Annotated in this window: 15 protein-coding genes; 6 read left to right on the plus strand and 9 right to left on the minus strand. The window is 40.6% G+C overall.

What is annotated here, in order from left to right; translation table 11 throughout:
* Positions 1-41: 41 nt before the first annotated feature.
* From VF06_RS05470 to VF06_RS05480, 3 genes are all read left to right on the plus strand, one after another.
* Positions 42-1,616, plus strand: a complete 1,575-nt coding sequence (locus tag VF06_RS05470) for a pentapeptide repeat-containing protein (protein ID WP_099065755.1) — start codon at positions 42-44, stop codon at positions 1,614-1,616.
* 213 nt (positions 1,617-1,829) lie between these two features.
* On the plus strand, positions 1,830-2,423 hold the full coding sequence (locus tag VF06_RS05475; RefSeq protein WP_099065756.1) for a DUF1517 domain-containing protein: 594 nt from the start codon (positions 1,830-1,832) through the stop codon (positions 2,421-2,423).
* Between the two features lie 80 nt (positions 2,424-2,503).
* Positions 2,504-3,379 carry a hypothetical protein gene (locus VF06_RS05480; protein ID WP_099065757.1) on the plus strand — a complete coding sequence of 292 codons (876 nt, stop codon included), beginning with the start codon at positions 2,504-2,506 and terminating at the stop codon, positions 3,377-3,379.
* Between the two features lie 1,130 nt (positions 3,380-4,509).
* Here VF06_RS05480 and VF06_RS05490 read toward each other — a convergent pair.
* The 6 genes from VF06_RS05490 to VF06_RS05515 all read right to left on the minus strand — a co-directional run bounded on the left by VF06_RS05490 (position 4,510) and on the right by VF06_RS05515 (position 12,080).
* Positions 4,510-5,598 (minus strand): sensor histidine kinase, encoded by a 1,089-nt coding sequence (locus VF06_RS05490; RefSeq protein WP_099065759.1) that lies wholly within the window; start codon positions 5,596-5,598, stop codon positions 4,510-4,512.
* Positions 5,599-5,603: 5 nt separating this feature from the next.
* Positions 5,604-6,314 carry a response regulator transcription factor gene (locus tag VF06_RS05495; RefSeq protein ID WP_099065760.1) on the minus strand — a complete coding sequence of 237 codons (711 nt, stop codon included), beginning with the start codon at positions 6,312-6,314 and terminating at the stop codon, positions 5,604-5,606.
* A gap of 168 nt (positions 6,315-6,482) precedes the next feature.
* Positions 6,483-7,178 (minus strand): LabA-like NYN domain-containing protein, encoded by a 696-nt coding sequence (locus tag VF06_RS05500; protein ID WP_099065761.1) that lies wholly within the window; start codon positions 7,176-7,178, stop codon positions 6,483-6,485.
* A gap of 612 nt (positions 7,179-7,790) precedes the next feature.
* Entirely contained in the window at positions 7,791-8,870 is a 1,080-nt protein-coding gene (locus tag VF06_RS05505) for a fatty acid desaturase (RefSeq protein WP_099065762.1), read from the minus strand.
* Between the two features lie 787 nt (positions 8,871-9,657).
* Positions 9,658-10,710, minus strand: a complete 1,053-nt coding sequence (locus tag VF06_RS05510) for a fatty acid desaturase (protein WP_099065763.1) — start codon at positions 10,708-10,710, stop codon at positions 9,658-9,660.
* A 551-nt stretch (positions 10,711-11,261) separates the two neighbouring features.
* Positions 11,262-12,080 carry an acyl-CoA desaturase gene (locus tag VF06_RS05515; protein WP_099065764.1) on the minus strand — a complete coding sequence of 273 codons (819 nt, stop codon included), beginning with the start codon at positions 12,078-12,080 and terminating at the stop codon, positions 11,262-11,264.
* An 85-nt stretch (positions 12,081-12,165) separates the two neighbouring features.
* On the opposite strand from VF06_RS05515, the gene VF06_RS05520 reads away from it, so the two are divergent.
* The 3 genes from VF06_RS05520 (at position 12,166) to VF06_RS05530 (ending at position 15,973) form a co-directional block, all read left to right on the plus strand.
* Positions 12,166-13,398 carry a methionine gamma-lyase family protein gene (locus VF06_RS05520; RefSeq protein ID WP_099065765.1) on the plus strand — a complete coding sequence of 411 codons (1,233 nt, stop codon included), beginning with the start codon at positions 12,166-12,168 and terminating at the stop codon, positions 13,396-13,398.
* Positions 13,399-13,481: 83 nt separating this feature from the next.
* The gene (locus VF06_RS05525) at positions 13,482-15,332 is read left to right on the plus strand and encodes an ABC transporter ATP-binding protein (RefSeq protein WP_099065766.1); all 1,851 of its coding nucleotides are present in this window, start codon (positions 13,482-13,484) and stop codon (positions 15,330-15,332) included.
* 278 nt (positions 15,333-15,610) lie between these two features.
* Positions 15,611-15,973 carry a hypothetical protein gene (locus tag VF06_RS05530; RefSeq protein ID WP_099065767.1) on the plus strand — a complete coding sequence of 121 codons (363 nt, stop codon included), beginning with the start codon at positions 15,611-15,613 and terminating at the stop codon, positions 15,971-15,973.
* Positions 15,974-16,119: 146 nt separating this feature from the next.
* Here the strand turns inward: VF06_RS05530 and VF06_RS05535 are convergent, their stop codons facing one another.
* From VF06_RS05535 to VF06_RS05545, 3 genes are all read right to left on the minus strand, one after another.
* Positions 16,120-17,313, minus strand: coding sequence for a Coenzyme F420 hydrogenase/dehydrogenase, beta subunit C-terminal domain (locus VF06_RS05535; protein WP_099065768.1), 1,194 nt, complete (start codon positions 17,311-17,313; stop codon positions 16,120-16,122).
* A 225-nt stretch (positions 17,314-17,538) separates the two neighbouring features.
* Positions 17,539-18,951, minus strand: coding sequence for a hypothetical protein (locus VF06_RS05540; RefSeq protein ID WP_099065769.1), 1,413 nt, complete (start codon positions 18,949-18,951; stop codon positions 17,539-17,541).
* A 120-nt stretch (positions 18,952-19,071) separates the two neighbouring features.
* The gene (locus tag VF06_RS05545) at positions 19,072-19,446 is read right to left on the minus strand and encodes a hypothetical protein (protein ID WP_099065770.1); all 375 of its coding nucleotides are present in this window, start codon (positions 19,444-19,446) and stop codon (positions 19,072-19,074) included.
* Between the last annotated feature and the right edge of the window lie 3 nt (positions 19,447-19,449).

Consider the following 19,449-nt stretch of genomic DNA (forward strand, 5'->3'; position numbering starts at 1 on the left):
CTTTACAACTATATAAAGTTGGCATCCCAGAGGTAGCATCGATGACTGTAGAGGAATTGCTGGAACAATACGCCGCAGGAGTTTTAAACTTTAGTGGTATTGAACTGTCTGAAGCTAATCTGAGTGGGTCTAAACTCAGTGGCGTGAATTTAAGCGATGCTAATTTAAGTGTAGTTAACTTGAGCGGTGCCAATCTCAGTGAAGCTAACTTGAGCAATGCCAAATTGAATGTAGCCAGATTGAGCGGCGTCAATCTATGCAGCGCTATTCTCAACAATGCCAGTCTGAATGTAGCTAATTTAATTCGAGCAGATCTCAGCCGCGCTCAACTCCAGGGAGCTTCACTTATCCGTACCGAGTTAATTCGCGCTGACCTCAGTCGTGCTGACTTGTTCCAAGCTAACCTCACCAGCGCCGACCTGCGAGAAGGGACTCTGCGCCAAGCGAATCTCCGCAACGCTAACTTGAATGAAGCTGTGTTGCGAGGCGCTTCTCTCACAGGAGCCAACTTAGAAATGGCTAACTTAAACGCCACTGACCTGAGTCGTTGTGACATCACCGGTGCGAATTTACGAGATGCTGAACTCAGACAAGCAAATCTCAGCCATGCTAACCTCAGCGGTGCAGATTTGAGCGGCGCTAACCTCCGGTGGGCAGATTTAAGCGGCGCTAACCTCCGGTGGGCAGATTTGAGCGGAGCAAAATTGAGCGGGGCAAATTTAATTGGTGCAGATTTAAGCAATGCCAATTTAACGAATACGAGTTTAGTACATGCGAATTTAACTCAAGCAAAATTAATTAGAGCCGAATGGATTGGTGCTGATTTAACCGGAGCAACTTTAACCGGTGCAAAACTTTACGCTACTTCCAGATTTGGTTTAAAAACCGAAGGTATGATTTGCGAATGGGTTGACCTCAGTCCCACAGGCGATCGCTCAATTATTCAAAAATTTCATGCCGACGATTCACGAGATTTTTTTAACGAAACACCCCCAACAATTAGGATTATTGTTGATGCCGCCCTAGAACATGAAGCTAACTTTGCTCTTGCTGGCGCTTACTACCAAATTGCTCAGGAATACCGGGGATTAAAACAACCCCCAAGTATGGAAAGTGGTCGTCGCCGCACTATTTTTACCTTCCGTGTAGATAGCGACGAAGCATTATTTCCCACCGCTTATATTGCTATCCTTCCCTTTGTAGATGCGGCATCTACCCAAAAGAATATTTTACAGATAGTGGAAATGATTAATGCTGAAGTTGTAGCCAACCCAGATTTAAAATCTTTTAAATCTCCCCACATGGTAAAACAATTAAATATGCTTTTAGAGCAAACTATGAGTAAAGCTACAACAATCAAAGAGATGAAAAAAAATCTCGAAGTAGCTGCTAAACTAAATTTTTGTAAAGCTCCCAGCCAAATAATTTTAACAAATTCTAGCGCTCAAACTTTGATTGTGTATGATAATCCCAACTTTGGCAAAAGATTTATTAATAGGTCTTCTCTTAATACTTCAGTTTATGATGATAAATCCAGCGAACCAACAAAATATATATTACCCTCGTTAAACATGGTGATAGATTTTGTTAAAGGGTTTCATTATATTAGTCATTGAAGATGGGGCATGGGGGAGGCAGTGCGGTCTTGGGGTCTCCCCAAGTGGAGCAACTGCGGTCATGGGTCATGGGGCATAGGGCATGGGGCATAGGGCATAGGGCATTGAATATTAAGTATTAGTTATTGGATCGAGTGACTAATGATTAATCACTAATGACTAATGACCAATGACTAATGACCAATGACTAATAACTAAATTGTGGAGGTAAAAATGCGCGATTCTTTTAATAGAATGATTGGTCGAACTCGCTATGTGGTCTTTCGCCTATTTTTGCACTTGGGCGGAGGCGAAGTAGCACCAATTTTGGGAGTGTTAAATAGTGCAGGACGAAATGCGATGGATGCTGATGGTGACTTAGAAGTTCTGGGAGAAGCACTGGTACAACTGTCTGAAACCCTTTTGCAATATGATGATTACTGGCTTTCGGCTGCTAATGAAGGGGATGTATTTTGGAATGAAGGCGATGCAGGAGATTACGTCAATGAGTTGTTTACTGACTCCGCCCAAAGATATCTCAGCGAACCAGATTACAGTTCTGCGCCTGGGTTTAATGAACCTTTATCTGTACCTGTAACTCGCAACGTCATTGTGATGATTACAGTAGCTTATGAAGGAGAAGTACCACAATTAGAAACAGATCTTTCTAACGCTCAAGCAATTAAGGAAGGATTGAAAGCCTTAATCAATTTGCATTACAGTCATAAACTACGAGCAGTCCAAGTACATTTTTCACCAGCGCAGTTAGGCGATGAACTCACTAGCGATCAACTGTTGGAATATTATCCTGAATTGGTTCCTTTGTAAGATGTTGGGTAGTCCGTACTTACTGCTCACATCAATAAACATGAATAAATTGTTATGCTCCAAGATAGGACGATAATGCAATGATCATGACCATACTACGTAAATTTACAGTCGTTGTTTTAACACTGAGTTTGTGTTTGACAACTGTAGCTTGCGGAGGTGGAGAGCAAGCTAACTCTCCAGCTAAGAACGTTAGCCAAGCCTCGACTACTACAAAATTGAGTGATGGACAGTATCAAATTCAACAAGTTACTTACGACGATGCAACTGGGGAGTACAGCCTATTTTTACTAAACAACACGCCGCCAACCTTTGCAACTGAAAATTTGCAAATGGCACGGCTAACTGATGACGAAATTAAACAAGGTAAAAAAACTTATCTGAAGGTAGAAAATGGACAACCAGTTTTATATCTGACTGAAGATTTTAAAATTGCTTACGTCCACAACGTTACCGAGAATAAAACTAATCCGCAAACAGGAAGACAAGAAACCGTCGTAGTTCGTCAAGAAAATAGTTTTTGGACACCGTTTGCTGGATCTTTGGCTGGTAACTTGGCGGGTCAAGCCATTGGTAGTCTATTGTTTAGACCCCAGTACTATGTACCCCCTGTCTATCAATCAGGAGGATTCCTGAGTGGTTACGGTGGATATGGTAGCAGCTATGACCAAGCAGTTCAAAGCTATCAAACACGCTATAACCAACCACCCGCAGCGGTGAGAAACCGCACTGCTTTCCGCAGTACTGGAACGATTAGAAGGTCATATCCTGGAAGTTCAACTGTACGTACACGTACTAATACTGGTAATAGTCGTCCCTCTGGTTCTGGTTTTGGTGGTAGCAATTTGCAACCCTCTGGCAGATCTAGTACTACTAGACGTACTTCTGGTAGTGGTTTTGGTACTGGCCGAGGTTCTTCAGGTAGTCGCTCATTTGGTACGGGTAGACGCCGTTAATCAATAGACTTCTAAGAGAAGTGGGGAAAAGGGCAAGGGGTAAAGGGGAAAGGGCAAATAAAAACCCTTTTCCCTTTCCCCCCTCTTGCAAAAGTAACTTTTGCACTCTTACTCCATGAGCTGCGCTCACAAGGAACAATAAAAATCAATATGCCCAATGCCCAATGCCCAATGCCCTATTTTTAAGGCAGGTCTAATTAAATATCTCGTTTTTGTGAAATATAACGTAGGGTAGTACAGCTAGCTGTGCTACCCTAAAAATTTGTATATATCATAATAATTGGCAACTACTATAAAGGATTTAAATTAGGCTAATCAAGAAGGATAATAGCATAGCAAATCAGGGCAAAATCCACGCTCATAAAGATTAGTCACATAGTAAGAAATACTAAACACAAATATTGTTAAAATTACAGGAATTACTTTATTAATATCTATTCTCTTTTTTTTAAACATTTCTAAGCAAGACATAACAATCATCAATGGCCAAAAGATAGTTGTGGTCAGAAACATCACAACGGACAAAAATTTATCTTCTGGAGCAGTAGCGGGATGATTTAGGGAAAATATTAACCAATTTGTCAAAAAATAGCATGTCATTAGCAGGTAAGCAATACTGAAACTTAATTCTATCTGATTCACTCTGTATACTCCTTGAGTTATATGAGATCCACCAAGTTATAACATACTTTGCTCAGGAGTCAGTTAGAGTTGTATCAAATATAGATAAAAAATTGGTTAAAAATAATACAGCTAATTTAAAAAATTAAAACATGTTTTTTACAGATATCTTTTTAATCATGGAGAACAAAGATACCAAAATTTTGGTAAATGCTCAGTCAGGGGAGCGATTTTGAGGGAACAGGTAGGCAATAGCAGCGTAACCAGATACAGTGAGTAAACTAACCAAAAAAGCAGCCAAAACAAAATTAGGCATACGATCCAAAATGCCGAATTAAGATTATATTAAATACAAATTCTAAATCTTGATGCCTTTGAAAAAGCCAATAATTTAGATACTTTTAAATTTAGCAATTAGATATGACACGGACGTGACTACCTGATGTCAATTTGTTGTATTGCAAATGTTGGTACTTTGGATTTTAGACGCCAACTCAAAATTGCTTCACTTAAGCCAAAGGCAGAAAAAAACGAAATATACTGCCAATTCCAAATTCGCTTTTTACCTCAATCTCACCGCCTTGTAGTTCAATTAAACGGCGGGAAATTGTTAAACCAATACCAGTACCACCGGAATGGCGATCGCGTGATTGGTCAGCTCGCCAGAAGCGCTCAAACACGTGGGGCAAATTTTCTCTTTTGATACCAATACCTGTATCTATGACTGCAATCCAGAGTTTAGATGCTTCAATGTCAGTACGAATGGTAATTGAACCTTCTTTGGTATAACGTACTGCATTACCAAGGAGATTAACCAATACTTGTTCTGTGCGATCGATATCTGCCAACACAAAAGGTAACACAGCCGGACATTCCAAGCGCAGGCTCGGCCCGTCTTCCAATAACTGGTCAGTAAATTTCTCTACTAATGACTCTAATAACGGACGCAGATTTACCCGTTGTATATTAATTGGCAGATAGCCAGCTTCTGCCTTCGACAGTTCTTGTAAATCGTTTACCAACCGTTCTAGACGCCTAGTTTCTTTAGCTAAACGTCGATAAATTTCTGGAGATGCTTCTATTTCTCCATCAGCCAATTCTTCTAAATAACCCCGCACAACTGTTAATGGTGTCCGCAGTTCGTGGGTCATGTCTCCAATCACTTCTCGTCGGCGCACTTCCACCCCTTCTAAACTCGCCGCCATCCGGTTGAAACTAGCACCTAATCTATTGAGTTCTGGAATGTCATACAGTGGTAGCCGTGCATCCATCTGTCCAGCAGCAAATTTTTGGGTGATTTGTTCCATCTCTGTCAACCGCAGCATAATCCTTCTGGAAACCCAATAACTCAATCCTCCAGCAGCGGTGCTACCAACTAAAACTGACCAGATAGTACTCCGTTGCCAAGCAATTTCAAATCCTGTTACTAATTCAGTACGAATATCGATTAAATCAAACCCCTGATTTTCTAGTCGTTCCAAATGCAAGACAAAGAATCGGGGAGAAGAAACTTTGCTGATAATGACTAAACTAGCTACCCCCACTATCATCACTACCAAGTGAGAAAAAAATAGTCGTCCTCTCAGCCCCATCTTCATAACATTTACGCCATCGGCGAGTCTTCAAATTTATAGCCAACCCCAACAACAGTTTTAATAAAAATAGGATTGGCAGGGTCAGGCTCAATTTTTTTTCGTAATCGAGCTACATGGGTATCCACCACGCGTTCATCACCAAAAAAGTTATCTCCCCAAAGTTTATCAATTAGTTGCGTGCGGTTCCAAACTCGACCAGGATTGCTGACAAAGGTAGTTAGCAAATTAAATTCTAAGGTAGTTAAGTCTAGAATTTCAGGTTGCTGGGAATTCGTTTGCCTACTGGCAGTGCGCTGATCTACATCCACTATAAAGTGTTGGGTGCGATTAACTTGATGTTGTCCTCCTTGACGGAGACTGCGCCGCAATAGTGCGCGTACTCTGGCTACTAGCTCTCTGGGGCTAAAGGGCTTCACCATGTAATCATCAGCACCAGTAGATAAACCAATGACGCGATCGATTTCCTCGCCTTTGGCAGTGAGCATCAAAATATAAGGATCTTTCGCACCTGGTTTCTGGCGAATTCTAGCACAAACTTCCAGACCATCTAAACCAGGAATCATTAAATCTAAAATAATTAAATCGGGTGGTTGCTCCTGAAACATCCGTAAAGCATTGATCCCATCACGGCTAATACGGCAGAAAAATCCTTCTTTTTCTAAAGAGAGTTGGATTAAATGAGCAATTTCAGCTTCATCTTCAACTATTAAAATATCCATACTCAAGTACGCAGATTTAAAAAGACGCGGGGAGTGGGAGACGCGGGGATCGGGAGGACAAGGTAGACAAGGGGGACAAGGTAGCAATCTTTCTCTCCGAAGTTCTGATCGGAGGAAACCTCCGCTCAGACTTCTCTCCTTGTCTCCCTTGTCTCCCCCCTCTATTACCTACAGATTTGAATTCGTGGGGGTTCGGTAAGTATATCCAAGATTAGAATCTTTTTGAATGTGTGCTTTAATACTATCTAGGTCAATAAAACAGTCAGCAACATCAATTAAGCTTTCGCTAGTGGTTGTTTGCAGACTAACAACTTCTACTCTCACCCCCATTCTACTGACAGCATTCACAGCATAGGCTAGATCTCCATCACCGCTGACTAATACCGCAGTGTCATAGTATGGAGCTAAAGTGATCATGTCTACAGCAATTTCTACATTCAGATTTGATTTTTTAAAATTATCTGGCGACACAACGAGGTCTTTTGCCACTACACGATAGCCATTACGACGCATCCACAGTAAAAAACCCTGTTGCTTTTCATTAGTGATATCAACCCCAGTATAGAAAAAAGCACGTAAGAGTCTTGAACCGTTGGTTAAATGACAAAGCAATTTAACGTAGTCAATTTCTATGCCGAGTTGTAAAGCTGTGTGAAATAGGCTTAAGCCATCAATAAAAATAGCTACTCGACCGCGATTCAAGGTATTAAAAATCGAACTATCAGGTGCAGTATCTCGCATCTTGGTATCTTTACCTTTGACAGCAGTATCGCTCAAGTTTTGCCCTTGCCAATGTGGTTTAGCTTTGAGTACTTTAGATTCATTTAATTCATTTCTTTGTTTGCTAAAATTAGTTATAATCATTGATACCTCTGAATTTTAAATCTGAAAAGGGTTTTAACTAAATTGTCTATAGTATAGTCTCTGCTGATTTATAACCCTAGCAGGAAATTGACTGAAGTCACTAGATGCAAATAAACTTAACTCATCTTTAATAGAGCCTAAAATAATTTAAGCAACAATTTTTCATTGGTTTCAGGTTGATTTAACGAGATATTACCTTTGAACATAGATATGCTAGTCTTTAGCCACTATAACTGCAACAATTGGAAGTAAATATCTTCAGCTAAGTAAGTCCATAATCTCAAATCAGGGATAGTTGGATAGTATCAAACTATTTTTATTTTACCTCTGTATTTTAATCACCTTACAGCCAGGAAAGTTTTTGAATATTTATTCAATAGAATTTACTTTTAGCTGTGACGCTCAAATTTTAACAGAGTTTGCAGGAATCATAATGTAATGTACGATCGCCTCCAAAAGACAAGTTATATTAAGCTATTTATCTAATCTTTAAATGCACCTTTGATAAAAATTCATTTTAATGACAAAGTAATCTTCCAGCGATAGTCATAAATCATTGACAATTGACAATACAAGATTTGCGACTTCTTTAAGAAGTCGCAAATTTCAATTTTAGCCTTTAGCTAACTTTTTGTTGGATGTGTAGTAAACCTTACTTCCAGTATCAGGTACGAAATGGCAGTTCATCCAGGAATTCCATAATGATTTCCAAATTGGTTCGTCTGATTTGTGAAAATACTCACCCATCACTGGTTTTATCGCCTCAGTGGCTTTCAGCAAATTGTAATGAGGGATATTCAGGAATATATGGTGAGCAACATGAGTGCCAATATCATGATGGATATGATTAATCAAACCATAATCGCGATCGATACTGGAAATTGCACCTTTTAAAAAAGTCCACTCTTCTCCACGATACCAGGGAATATCTGGTTCAGTGTGATGCAAGAACGTCACTAAATCAAGCCAAATTACGAACACAATGTAAGGTGCAGCGTAATACTTGAGCAACCACATCCAACCCCACAGATAGGTAAGGTAGCCAAGCAAACCTACCATCCCAATCCAAAGAACAGTACTAGTGATGACATCCCATTTTTCTGATGGTTTAAACAGCGGACTATTGGGTAAAAAGTGAGAGCCTTTTTTGTTTGGAGAACGCTTAAATAAGTACAGAGGATAAGCCAATAGAAAAGCATAATACCGGACTATCTTTTGTTCTAGTGGCATTTGCTTATAGTGTGATTCGCTCAGAGGATACCAGCTTTCATCATTATCGAGATGACCGGTATTTTTGTGGTGAGTTCTATGGCTGATTCGCCAACCATGATAAGGAACGAGTATCGGCGTGTGAGAAAGATGTCCAATCAAATCATTCAGCCATTTATGCTTAGAAAAAGATTGGTGTCCGCAGTCATGTCCGACCACAAACAAAGCCCAAAACATTGTTCCTTGCATTAACCAAAAAATCGGAAAGAAAAACCAAGAATCCAGGTAATAAGCAACTGCATAAAGCAGACCAATAATCAGGATGTCTCGAAAGAAGTAATAAAGTGATTTTGTCACTCTGGGCTGAAAGCATTCAGCAGGGATCGCAGTTTTTAAATCCTGAAGAGTAAAAGGTAGTTTGGTATTTACCTCAGAGAATTTACTGTTCTGAGAATCGTTAAGCGTGATGATATTTGATTGCACTGGCTGGATTCTTTTGTTGAAAATAAATCGGAACTTTATTTTAGGCAAGATAATCTTACCCTATAAGGCAAAAGCTAAAAGGAAAAAAGCAAAAGCAAGATGAAGTCAAGACTTATTTTACTTTTGATTTTTTTACTTCACTAGTATGCCCAGGATACTAACTCTCGTAACATCCAAGATAGGACTTACGCATTGTAAACGAGAAATTAAGGGTTTGGGCTTGGCATGGAGGATAAGGCATTAAAGATTTTTTCAACCCCAATACCCATTTTCCTTTTTGGCTTATTCCCGACCTCAACAAATCATCTCGCTACGTAAGTCCTGCGAGAGTAAATTTTGTGGCAATTTACCAAAAAAAATTCAGAAGTCATAATTCACAATTAATTATCTACCACTAGCGAATAAATAACTAGGTTTAAAACCCATCGAATTGAAATATTAGTGGTTTTGGGGAACTCCAAAAAATAAATTATTCCGATTCAGGTCGTTGACTGTTCACTGTCAACGGTCAACGGTTAACAGTTAACAGTCTTCTGTGGAATATTTTTTTACTTGGAAGTCCCTTGAATCAATAGGGTAGATATAGCACAACCTTTGGTGCTTAAGACATTAACAGACGACAAACTCAGACATCAAAATACTTTTGACCCAGTCACCAATCCCTTGCTATACAAGTTTCCCGTAGTATCTGAATCAGTGGTTGATTCTGAATAGATTTGATTAAAAAGCAAAGTAATACAGACGCCCTTGTAAAGTTCAAGAGCGTCAAAAAAGCTGGCAATTTGGTTTATCGTTGTGCGTAATATTCGTCGAAAGTCTTATAGCCAACATCAGTTGTGTACAGTTGACATTGGTCTGTAATTTGCTTCATTAAAGACCAAGAAAACTGACATTCATCATGCAGATAAGGCCCCCAATTTTCCTTAATGCTGCTGTAAGCTAGCCGCAAATTATAAGAAGGAATGGCGGTGGAGATATGATGAGGGACATGAACATTAATGTCGTGGCAGAGGATTTCTACCCAGCGGGGATAATCGCAATGAATAGTGCCAAATAACTGAGCTAGAGCTTCATTCCACTTATTGGCTGCCACAAAAGGAACATTTGAAGCAGTATGGTGAACGATGGTAAAAGTACTCATCCAAAAGTGGTAGACCAACCAGGGAACTAGCCAAAACTTGACAAATCCCCAAATACCTGTGGTGGCGATCAGAATCGGGAAAGCGATCGCAGCAAACAACACAACCACAGCTACAGAAAGCTTAATGCTGGATTGGTCTTTAGTTTTGAATTTCCGCCAATCAAAATGTACAACTGCCCAATGTCCGATGGAACCTACCCACCATAAGCGTTTGCGAATGAATAGCTCAAAAGCAGATTGTCGGGTTTTATCCCAACTTTCAAACACTTCTGGTCTGATGGGATGCCAAGCATTGTCCTCATCGAGTTTGTTGGTATGAGTATGGTGATGATTATGCTTAATCCGCCAACTGTGAAACGGATAAATTAACGGCATCATAAAAAAGTGTCCCACCAAATCATTTACCCAACGACGTTTGGCAAATGACCTGTGACCACAATCATGGCCAATTACAAAAAAACCTGTTAAAGCTGTACCCGTAAAAACCCAAGCTAGGGGCAAAAGAAACCAAGGAGCGATCGCCAAGCTGTAGTAGCCTAAAGCAACTGCCAAGACACTGAGTATTGCTTGCGTCCAAGCCTTGCGACGACTTTGCTGAAAACATTCTCTTGGCAGAGTTTTGACAATATCTTTGAGCCTGAAGTTAGAATTGGCAGACTCGTCACTTAGTTTCTGGGTATTAATTGTTGATGTAGTCATGAACACCTGAAATACAACAAAGTCCTCCACCAAGTCATCAAAAAATAACTTGCCGTAAAGTTGCTTAATATTAGCGTCTCGGATTATAGCAACCTAACCCATACAAGCGCACCCGTAAATAACTTTTTCAAAAGTTAGGAGTTAGGAGTGATGAGTTAGGAGTGAGGAGTTGGAAGTTAGGAGTCGGAAGTTAGGAGTTAGGAGTGATGAGTGAGGAGTTAGAAGTTAGGAGTTGGAAGTTAGGAGTTAGGAGTGAGGAGTTGGAAGTTAGGAGTTAGGAGTGATGAGTTGGAAGTGATGAGTTTGGAGTTTGGAGTTACGAGGTAGGAGTGATGAGTTTGGGGTTTAGATTCTTAACTCACGCTTGAGGTGAATTAGAAACGCTCCTTGTCCCATAAGGATTTGTGGTTCTCAAAATTATGGTTTGGCAAAAATCGACGGCAACATAAAGATTAGGATGCCTGATTTCCAATAAATGTAACTCCAAACTCCAAACTCCAAACTCCAAACTCTTAACTCCAAACTCCTAACTGCAAACTCCTAACTCCTAACTAACTTTTCGTTGGAGCCAACTTGACATTAGTAGCCAAGCCAACTGCTTGTAGCAATTGAATTGTCATCCAAGTTAAATCGATTTCCCACCATTCCAGCCCATGACGAGCTGAATATTGAAAAGCATGGTGGTTATTGTGCCAGCCTTCCCCAAAAACTAGTAGGGCTACCCACCAGCAGTTGGTCGATCTATCGCCAGATTCATGGCTTTGGTAGCCAAATTTATGAGTGGCGCTGTTTACCAACCAAGTGCAGTGATAAACCCAGACAATGCGAACAAAAATGCCCCAAATAACAAACGGCCAGCCACCGAGAAATAAGAGTGCTAAACCCAGAGCAATCTGAATCAAAATGAAATATTTTTGTAAAAACTGGTAAACTGGATCTCCTGCAATGTCTTTGGTAAAGCGAGGAATTTCAGCTTGAGCGGGCGATTGATAAATCAACCAACCGATGTGGCTCCACCAGAAGCCCTTATTGGAATCATGGGGATCGGTTTCAGTATCTGAGTGCAAATGATGGATACGATGTGTACCTACCCATTCGATTGGCCCCCCTTGACAAGCGAGTGTCCCGAAAAAGACCAAAACATACTCCAGCCATTTGGGAGTTTGAAAACTACGGTGGGTAACCAGGCGGTGAAATCCTAAGGTAATTCCTAAACCACCAGTGACCCAGTACAGTAAGAAAGCCACGCCAAGTGCTTTCCAGCTAAAGTTACCAGGAACAAAGGCAAACAGCGCACCGATGTGCAGCCCAATGAAAAACAGGGTATTAACCCAGTTGATTTGAGGTTTATTTAAAGTAGCAATTGTCATGCAGTAACCTGAATTGGAATTGTTCGGCGAAATTTGCGCGATCTGAAAATCCGCATGTTTATAATTTTTTGTGAACGAGGAACTAATGAACAGCTTGGAACAGCTGCGGCAAGCAGAACACGCACTGTTAGAAATTTTTTCTGGTATTGACACTCAGGTCAAGCATAATCTAAAACGAGTGCTGGATGCCTTTCGTAATCACCGTGTCGGGGCACACCATTTTGCTGGTGTCAGTGGTTATGGTCACGATGATTTGGGACGAGAAACTTTAGATAAAGTTTTTGCCGAAGTTATGGGTTCAGAAGCAGCAGTGGTGCGAGTGCAGTTCGTTTCGGGGACTCATGCCATCGCTTGTGCATTGTTTGGGGTACTCCGTCCTGGAGATGAAATGCTAGCAGTGGTTGGTTCTCCTTACGATACGCTAGAAGAAGTCATTGGTTTGCGGGGTCAAAGTCAAGGTTCCCTTATCGAGTTTGGCATAAAATACCGCCAATTGGAGCTAACACACCAAGGAACTATAGATTGGCAAGCTTTAAGTAGTAGCGTGGGTGATAATACACGTTTAGTCTTGATTCAGCGCTCTTGTGGCTATTCTTGGCGTCCAAGTTTATCAATTGCGGATATTGAAAAAATTATCAATTTAGTCAAACAGCAAAATCCCAACACCGCTTGCTTTGTGGATAACTGTTATGGCGAATTCATTGAAACCAAGGAACCTACAGCTGTAGGTGCCGATTTAATGGCGGGGTCATTGATTAAAAATCCTGGTGGCACTATTGTCAGTGCTGGTGGTTATGTCGCCGGTCGTGCTGATTTGGTGGAAGCCGCCGCCTGTCGCCTTACTGCTCCTGGTATCGGTAGTTATGGCGGTGCTACTTTTGACCAAAATCGGCTGCTATTCCAAGGACTATTTCTTGCACCCCAGATGGTGGGAGAGGCGATGAAAGGGACATACTTGACTGGTTATGTATTTGATAAACTTGGCTATCCAGTAAATCCCGCACCATTAGCGCCTCGTGGAGATGTGATTCAGGCAATTAAATTGGGTTCGGCGGAAAAATTAATTGCTTTCTGTAAAGCCATACAACAATATTCTCCCATCGGTTCCTACTTAGACCCGGTTCCGGATGAAATGCCGGGGTATGAGAGCCAGGTAGTGATGGCTGGGGGGACATTTATTGAGGGGAGTACTTTGGAATTGTCGGCGGATGGGCCTTTGCGGGAGCCTTATGTAGTTTATTGCCAAGGGGGGACTCACTGGACTCATGTGGCGATCGCATTACAGGCGGCGATCGATGCGGTGGGGAGGGCTGAGTGAGGGTTATAGAAGTAACATGAGTTAGGATTGTGTCACGCACAGACGCAGCGTGAGATATTTCTTTTTTGCTACACTATCAGTATATGCAAATACTCGAAATCTCTCCCCTCCAAGCATTTCGCCGTAGTGTAGTAACAGTGATGCAGGTAGTTCCAACGGAGCTACGCTATGTAACAATACTCACATTACTAAGTGGTGCAAGTCCAGCGATCGCTATTTGGCTCAACAAAACGATCATTGATGAAATTACTCATCTCCTGAGCCTACCAACAACAAAAAATGCCATCAGTTTAATACTTTCCCAACCGCTACTGCTTTCCAGTGTTGCAGGTTTAGTGGTGCTAAATTTGCTCAGTGATGCTCTCGGTAGTATCACTAGCTTTGTCTATGCTTCCCTACGCGATCGCATTCAAGGCTTTATCCAAGGACAAGTAATCGAAAAGGTTGCCACTTTTGAAGATATTGCTTTATTTGAAACACCAGATTTGCTCAATTTGGTGCAACTGACAGAAAAGGGAGTGCAAAGACTTCCAGAACTTTGTATCAGGTTGTTGAGTTTGTTACAAGGAATTTTTATCTTCATTCCCGCCGTGTTACTCTCCATGTCTCTGGCTTGGTGGGTACCGCTAATTTTGTTTAGCTGCGTTACTCCTGTAATGTATGTGGAAATGAAATACCGCAAGCAAAGTTGGAGGGTGGAAAGAACTCAAGCCAGTGTCGCTCGTGAAATGAATTTATACAAGACGGTTTTAACTGGGGAGACATACGCCAAAGAAATACGCTTGTTTAGTTTGCAACCCCTACTACTGGAACGCTGGCGCGGACTTTTTCGGACAATTTTTCGCGCAATGGAACAAATCCGCAGTCGGGGGACAACAGCAGTTATTGGCTGGTCTTTATTAAGTGGGTTAGGCTTAGCATTACCATATATATATGTAGTTCAAGGTGTGTTAGGTAAAACTCATACCTTGGGAGATTTAGCGCTTTACACTGGTGTGATTCTAGAAGTGCGTCGCAGTTTAGAAAATCTGATGTCTGGTAGTTCGGAATTGTATAATATCGCACTGGCAACAACACCAATTTTTCAGCTTTTAGATTTACAGCCGCAACTATCACGTTCTCAAAATTTTGCAGTCAATGGGAAAAAGTCGCCTGATTATGTTGTAAAGTCGTGGCAAAAAGGTATTCAACTCCAAAATATTTCGTTTATCTATCCCAACAGCGAACGCCCAATTCTCCAAGACATCAATCTGACGATTCACCCCAACGAAATGATTGTGTTGGTGGGTGAAAATGGTGCTGGCAAGACCACCTTAGCCAAACTATTGTGTCGCCTTTATGACCCCAGTGGAGGTGCGATTATTTGGAATGGTCAAGATTTACGATCGCTCCCTTTAGAAGAAGTGCGATCGCGCATTGATGTAGTCATGCAAGATTATGCTCGTTTTCCGACTACGGTGCGCGAGAATGTTGCCTTTGGCGATTTACTGAAAATGCAACAAGATAAGGACATCAAAGAAGCGATCGCTGAAGCTGGTTTGACGAGAGTCATTGAGAAGTTAGATCGAGGCTTGGAAACCCTCTTAGGCAAACAGCTAGAAGGAGGTGTTGATTTATCGGGGGGACAATGGCAAAGGCTGGCCATCGCTCGTGCTTTGCTGCGACTGTCTCAAACCGAACTCATCATACTTGACGAACCAACAGCCAACCTCGACCCCAAAACAGAACACGAAATTTACAACATTTTTCGCACCTTGGCAAAAGGCAGAATCGCCGTTATAGTCAGCCATCGCCTCGCCCTAGCAAAACTAGCAGACCGAGTAGTAGTACTAGAACAAGGTCAAATTATCGAGGTAGGCACCCACGACGAACTCATGGCACTAGGCGGACAGTATCACTTAATGTTTAGCCGTCAAGCCAGCAGTTACAACTGAGTAGGGAATGGGGAGTAAGGACAATGACAGAGGTTAAGGATAAGAGAAAGGGCGATCAAAGCAGTTGAAGAGGCTTAAGAAAATTTTGCCCTATAGCTTCCTTCGTTAAACACGAATTTTTTATTTACTTTTTATACTAAAATTATAGTAATTTTACGTAAAAAAGAGAATGACTTGTAAATAAAAACCGTGTAGATTCTGAAGCCAATGATGATGTTTCTGTTTAATTATTAAGGTATGCAAGTTAACTAATCGCTTGTTAAAAGTACTGAAAAAAAATGGCAACTGGCTCTAATCAAAATCAAACCCCAGATTCTCCTTGGAATCCTTTCCTCCCAACTCAAAGAGATATAAACAGAACTGAAGAACTAGCAGAAAAAAGTCCTATCGTTGCTGGTGTATTAACGTTTTTTATTGCCCCTGTTGCCATGATTTATCTCAACAGAGGAGTAAATAATCTAAAAATTCTTGGATATGTATTTGTTACTGCTTTTATGCTCGCTATGGCTTCATACGATGAAAAAGATCCTGCAAAAGTCGAAAGAACAGGTAATCTAGTTGGGTTATGTGGTCAAGTAGCTTTAATTACTGAGAATGTCAAAGCAGTTACTCTAGCTCGTAAGCGATTAGGTTCTAAATAGTCCTAATAATTACTAAATATTAAGTATTGTACCTCAGCACAAAACTGCAAACAAAGCTTTACTATTTTAATATAAGAGTCTGCCGATAGACAAAAAAGCCTGCTTTTGCAAGCAGGCTCAGATCTAATTTAGATAGATGCGAAAGACTATTCTGGTAACTTATATTGCTCAACAATAAGCTTTGCATACTCCGGAACATGCTCCTCTAACTTCTCCGGATGATTCCGCTTCACATACAAATAATTTCTAGTAAAGTGAGAATCAATGGAAAACCGCGCATATTCTAAACCTTTAGGGCCGATTTTCTCAATCACCACACCCATGAGTTTTGCAGCCCACATTGGCAAAGTTACTGCTTTATCGTAGGCGGGAATGCTTTGTTGTACGGCTTCCTTACGATTTCCTTGGGACATCACGGGCTGAGTATCTAACTGGTCTTTTACCAAATCCAGCATTTCCTTGCCAGTGTCATTTCTCACTACAATCCACTGCCAACCGAAGGGTGCGCCCATATAGCCCACCACCAAATCTGCTAAGGAATTAACATAATCAAAACAACTCATACAAGATGGGGCAAAAACATCCTTGAGTTTATTAGTTTTCAAGCCAAAGAAAGGCACGGTTTCTGTGGAACCATCTTCATGTTTGAAGTGAACCCGGAAGTCTTGCATGAATTCGTAATGTACAACTGTGTCTGGCGATCGGCTAGTAGTTTCTAAGAATTTTTGTAGTCCGGCGCGAGTCACGTTATCTACACAAGGCGTACCCAAAACATACAACTTTTCTAAACCAAGTTGTTTTTCTACAGCTCGTAATGCCTGAATTTGGCAACCAACACCAATTACTAATAAGCGCTTCATCCCCGATTTTTCTATTTGTTCCAACACCGAAAGATTAGGCGAAAGTGTTGGTTTATTTACCTTGGCTGCGAGTATTTCTTCTGGGGTGCGGGCGATGATGGGCATTGGTTGAAAGCGGTCTTCTTTAGTATTTTGGACGCAGACAACGCCTTCAACTAAACCGCGATTGAGCATTTCAATGGCAATGCTGCTAACAATTCCCGTCCATTGTGCGCCTGCGATCGGTTGCTGTTTTCGTGCCGCCATCATGTCTTGATGAACACCAAAGTATAACTCATCAGGGTGATCGAGATTGCGCGATCGCCTGTGTGTTTCTTCTTCAAGTTCCCCTATTTGTTGATTAAGAAAAGCACATGCTTCCTTGACATAATGAATATAATATGTATCGCACAGTCCGCACTCGCTACAAAGTTCTTTCGCAGGGCGACGGCTAGTAGGTTTTAAGGCTTTAGCTTTTTTGTGAGGAGAAACTGAGGTCATATAAATTTTTTGTTTTATCCAGGAATCGCTTTTATTACAATACCTTCACTGGCTATGAACTTCACAATAAAAATTAGACCTCTTGCAAAACTCCTTACTTTGCGTTCTCTTCTGTGCGCCTCTCTTGTCTCGTGCGTGATATAAAAAATTATTCATGCAAGAAGTTTATTTCTAGCTAAAGTGCTAATCGGTTAAGAGTACCGCACGAAGGTTGACAATAAATCGCTAATCTTTATTACTGTTCCTTTTTCTAGGATAATATTGGCGCTTAGTTATCAGCCAACCTATGCCAATAAAAAAACATGTAGCTAAAACGCTTAATATTAAAGATGCGTAAAACGGATTAGGTGGATTGTTCGGAGATATTAGGGGTATTGGGATTTTGTCAATATGTTGGACAACTACGCCTGAGATAATCGCACCGCCACCAAAGCCTATACCTAATATTTGGATGGTGTTTTCTAAGGAGCGATCGCTCTCGGTTTGTTCCGTTTCTACTATACCGCGAATTGTATCAACCAATTGCCCAAACAATTCTTGACCTGGAGTCAGATAATTAATATCTGTTTGGATTTGTTGTTGCCATTTTTTACAGTCTTTATTCAGAAAATCTTGCCAAGCTTTAGGACTATTTCCACTACCAATAGTGTGAATCTCCTCTAAACAAATTTTGTAGTTATTAATGTTAGTATTAATTGCTGTGTGATGTATTTGTAAATCTTGCAAACATCTGGCGTAATCAAAGTTTTTTTTGGGGATTTCTCCCATTAATTTTTTTAAATCAGATAATTGAGTTGGATTTTTAGATATCAAATTGTTAAATTCTTCAATGTTCTCTTCTAGACCGCTATAAATTATTCTGGCTTCTCGGTAGCTTTGACGCGCTAGTTGATAAATGTAAAGGATTTTGTGGTAGATACAAAGTAAATCTCGCAACCAGTCATAAGCTTTTTCTGCAAGTGTTCCTGTTGCAGCTTGACTATTATTAATGACTATTAAAATATGACATTGTTTGGCAGGATTATCTGGTTCATCGGGGTCGAGTGCTTGGTATTCAAATAAAAGACTACCAAATAGTTTTCCTTTTTCTGTTGCTACAGGATTTAAATTTGTGTCGGCTACTAAGGCTATGGCAAATTTTTTAGCTAGTGTATCACAATCTTCACTTGGATCTACTTCTCCATAAATCCATAATGTTTGTCCTAAAGATGCTTGAATACGAGATGGTAGTAGCGAACTTGGTTTAAAGTGTTGCAGTTGTGGTATATCTATGGAAATGTTTGGTGATTCTGCAAAGAGAGTCAAATCAACAGCGTAGGTATCGTGAAGTAAAAAAGGCTGAAGGTTGGCATGAATTTTAAAACCTTCTGTTGTGGACAGACTCCCCAAATCTAAAATTCCCGCATCAGTTAACCATTCTGTTTTTCTTCCTTGTTGGCGCTTGGGTTCGTATTTACCGTTTTCATAACAAATTAATTTTGAGCGTAAATATTTCAAATCAAGAGAAGTCAGCGAAGTTTCACCCACTTCCACCAACTTTTCCCATAAGAGATTAGCATCTTTCACAACTTCACCGGGAAGATCGGTAAAGGTGTGGCAAAGATGAAAAGCATAGAGGCTGAGGTTGAAATTCTTCACGATTTTTGATTGGTTTTCGTATTGTCAATTATAGTCAATTGTAGGTTGAGTTAAGCGAAGTGCAACCCAACAAAGCCCCGCAAATGTTGGGTTTCGTTCCTCAACCCAACCTACTACTGACTATTTTTGATTGGTTTTCGTGTTGTCAGATGATGGAGAATTATTTTTTATAGAATTTTCTATAAGTTGCTTAGATGATTCACTAGGTTGATTGGCTGGAGTCTGTGATTTACTATTACCTATTCCGATGTTTATATCTACATTAATGGGAGATTCAGCACTGATTGATTTCAGATTTTGCTTGTAAGCTTCTAGAAGTTCACTGCAAGATTGTCTTTTCAACCATTCTTCTATAATTTCTGAGATTTCCTCATCGTCTTCTGGTAACTGAGTAGATATTTGCTGCAATTCCTCCCAGTCTGAAATCGGGATTAAATTTGATTGAGAGTCAAGCATTTCAATAAAAGCTTTGATGCTATTTTTGTAAATTGACATGTT

It is taken from the genome of Nostoc linckia z4, assembly GCF_002608075.1.
GTDB lineage: Bacteria > Cyanobacteriota > Cyanobacteriia > Cyanobacteriales > Nostocaceae > Nostoc > Nostoc linckia.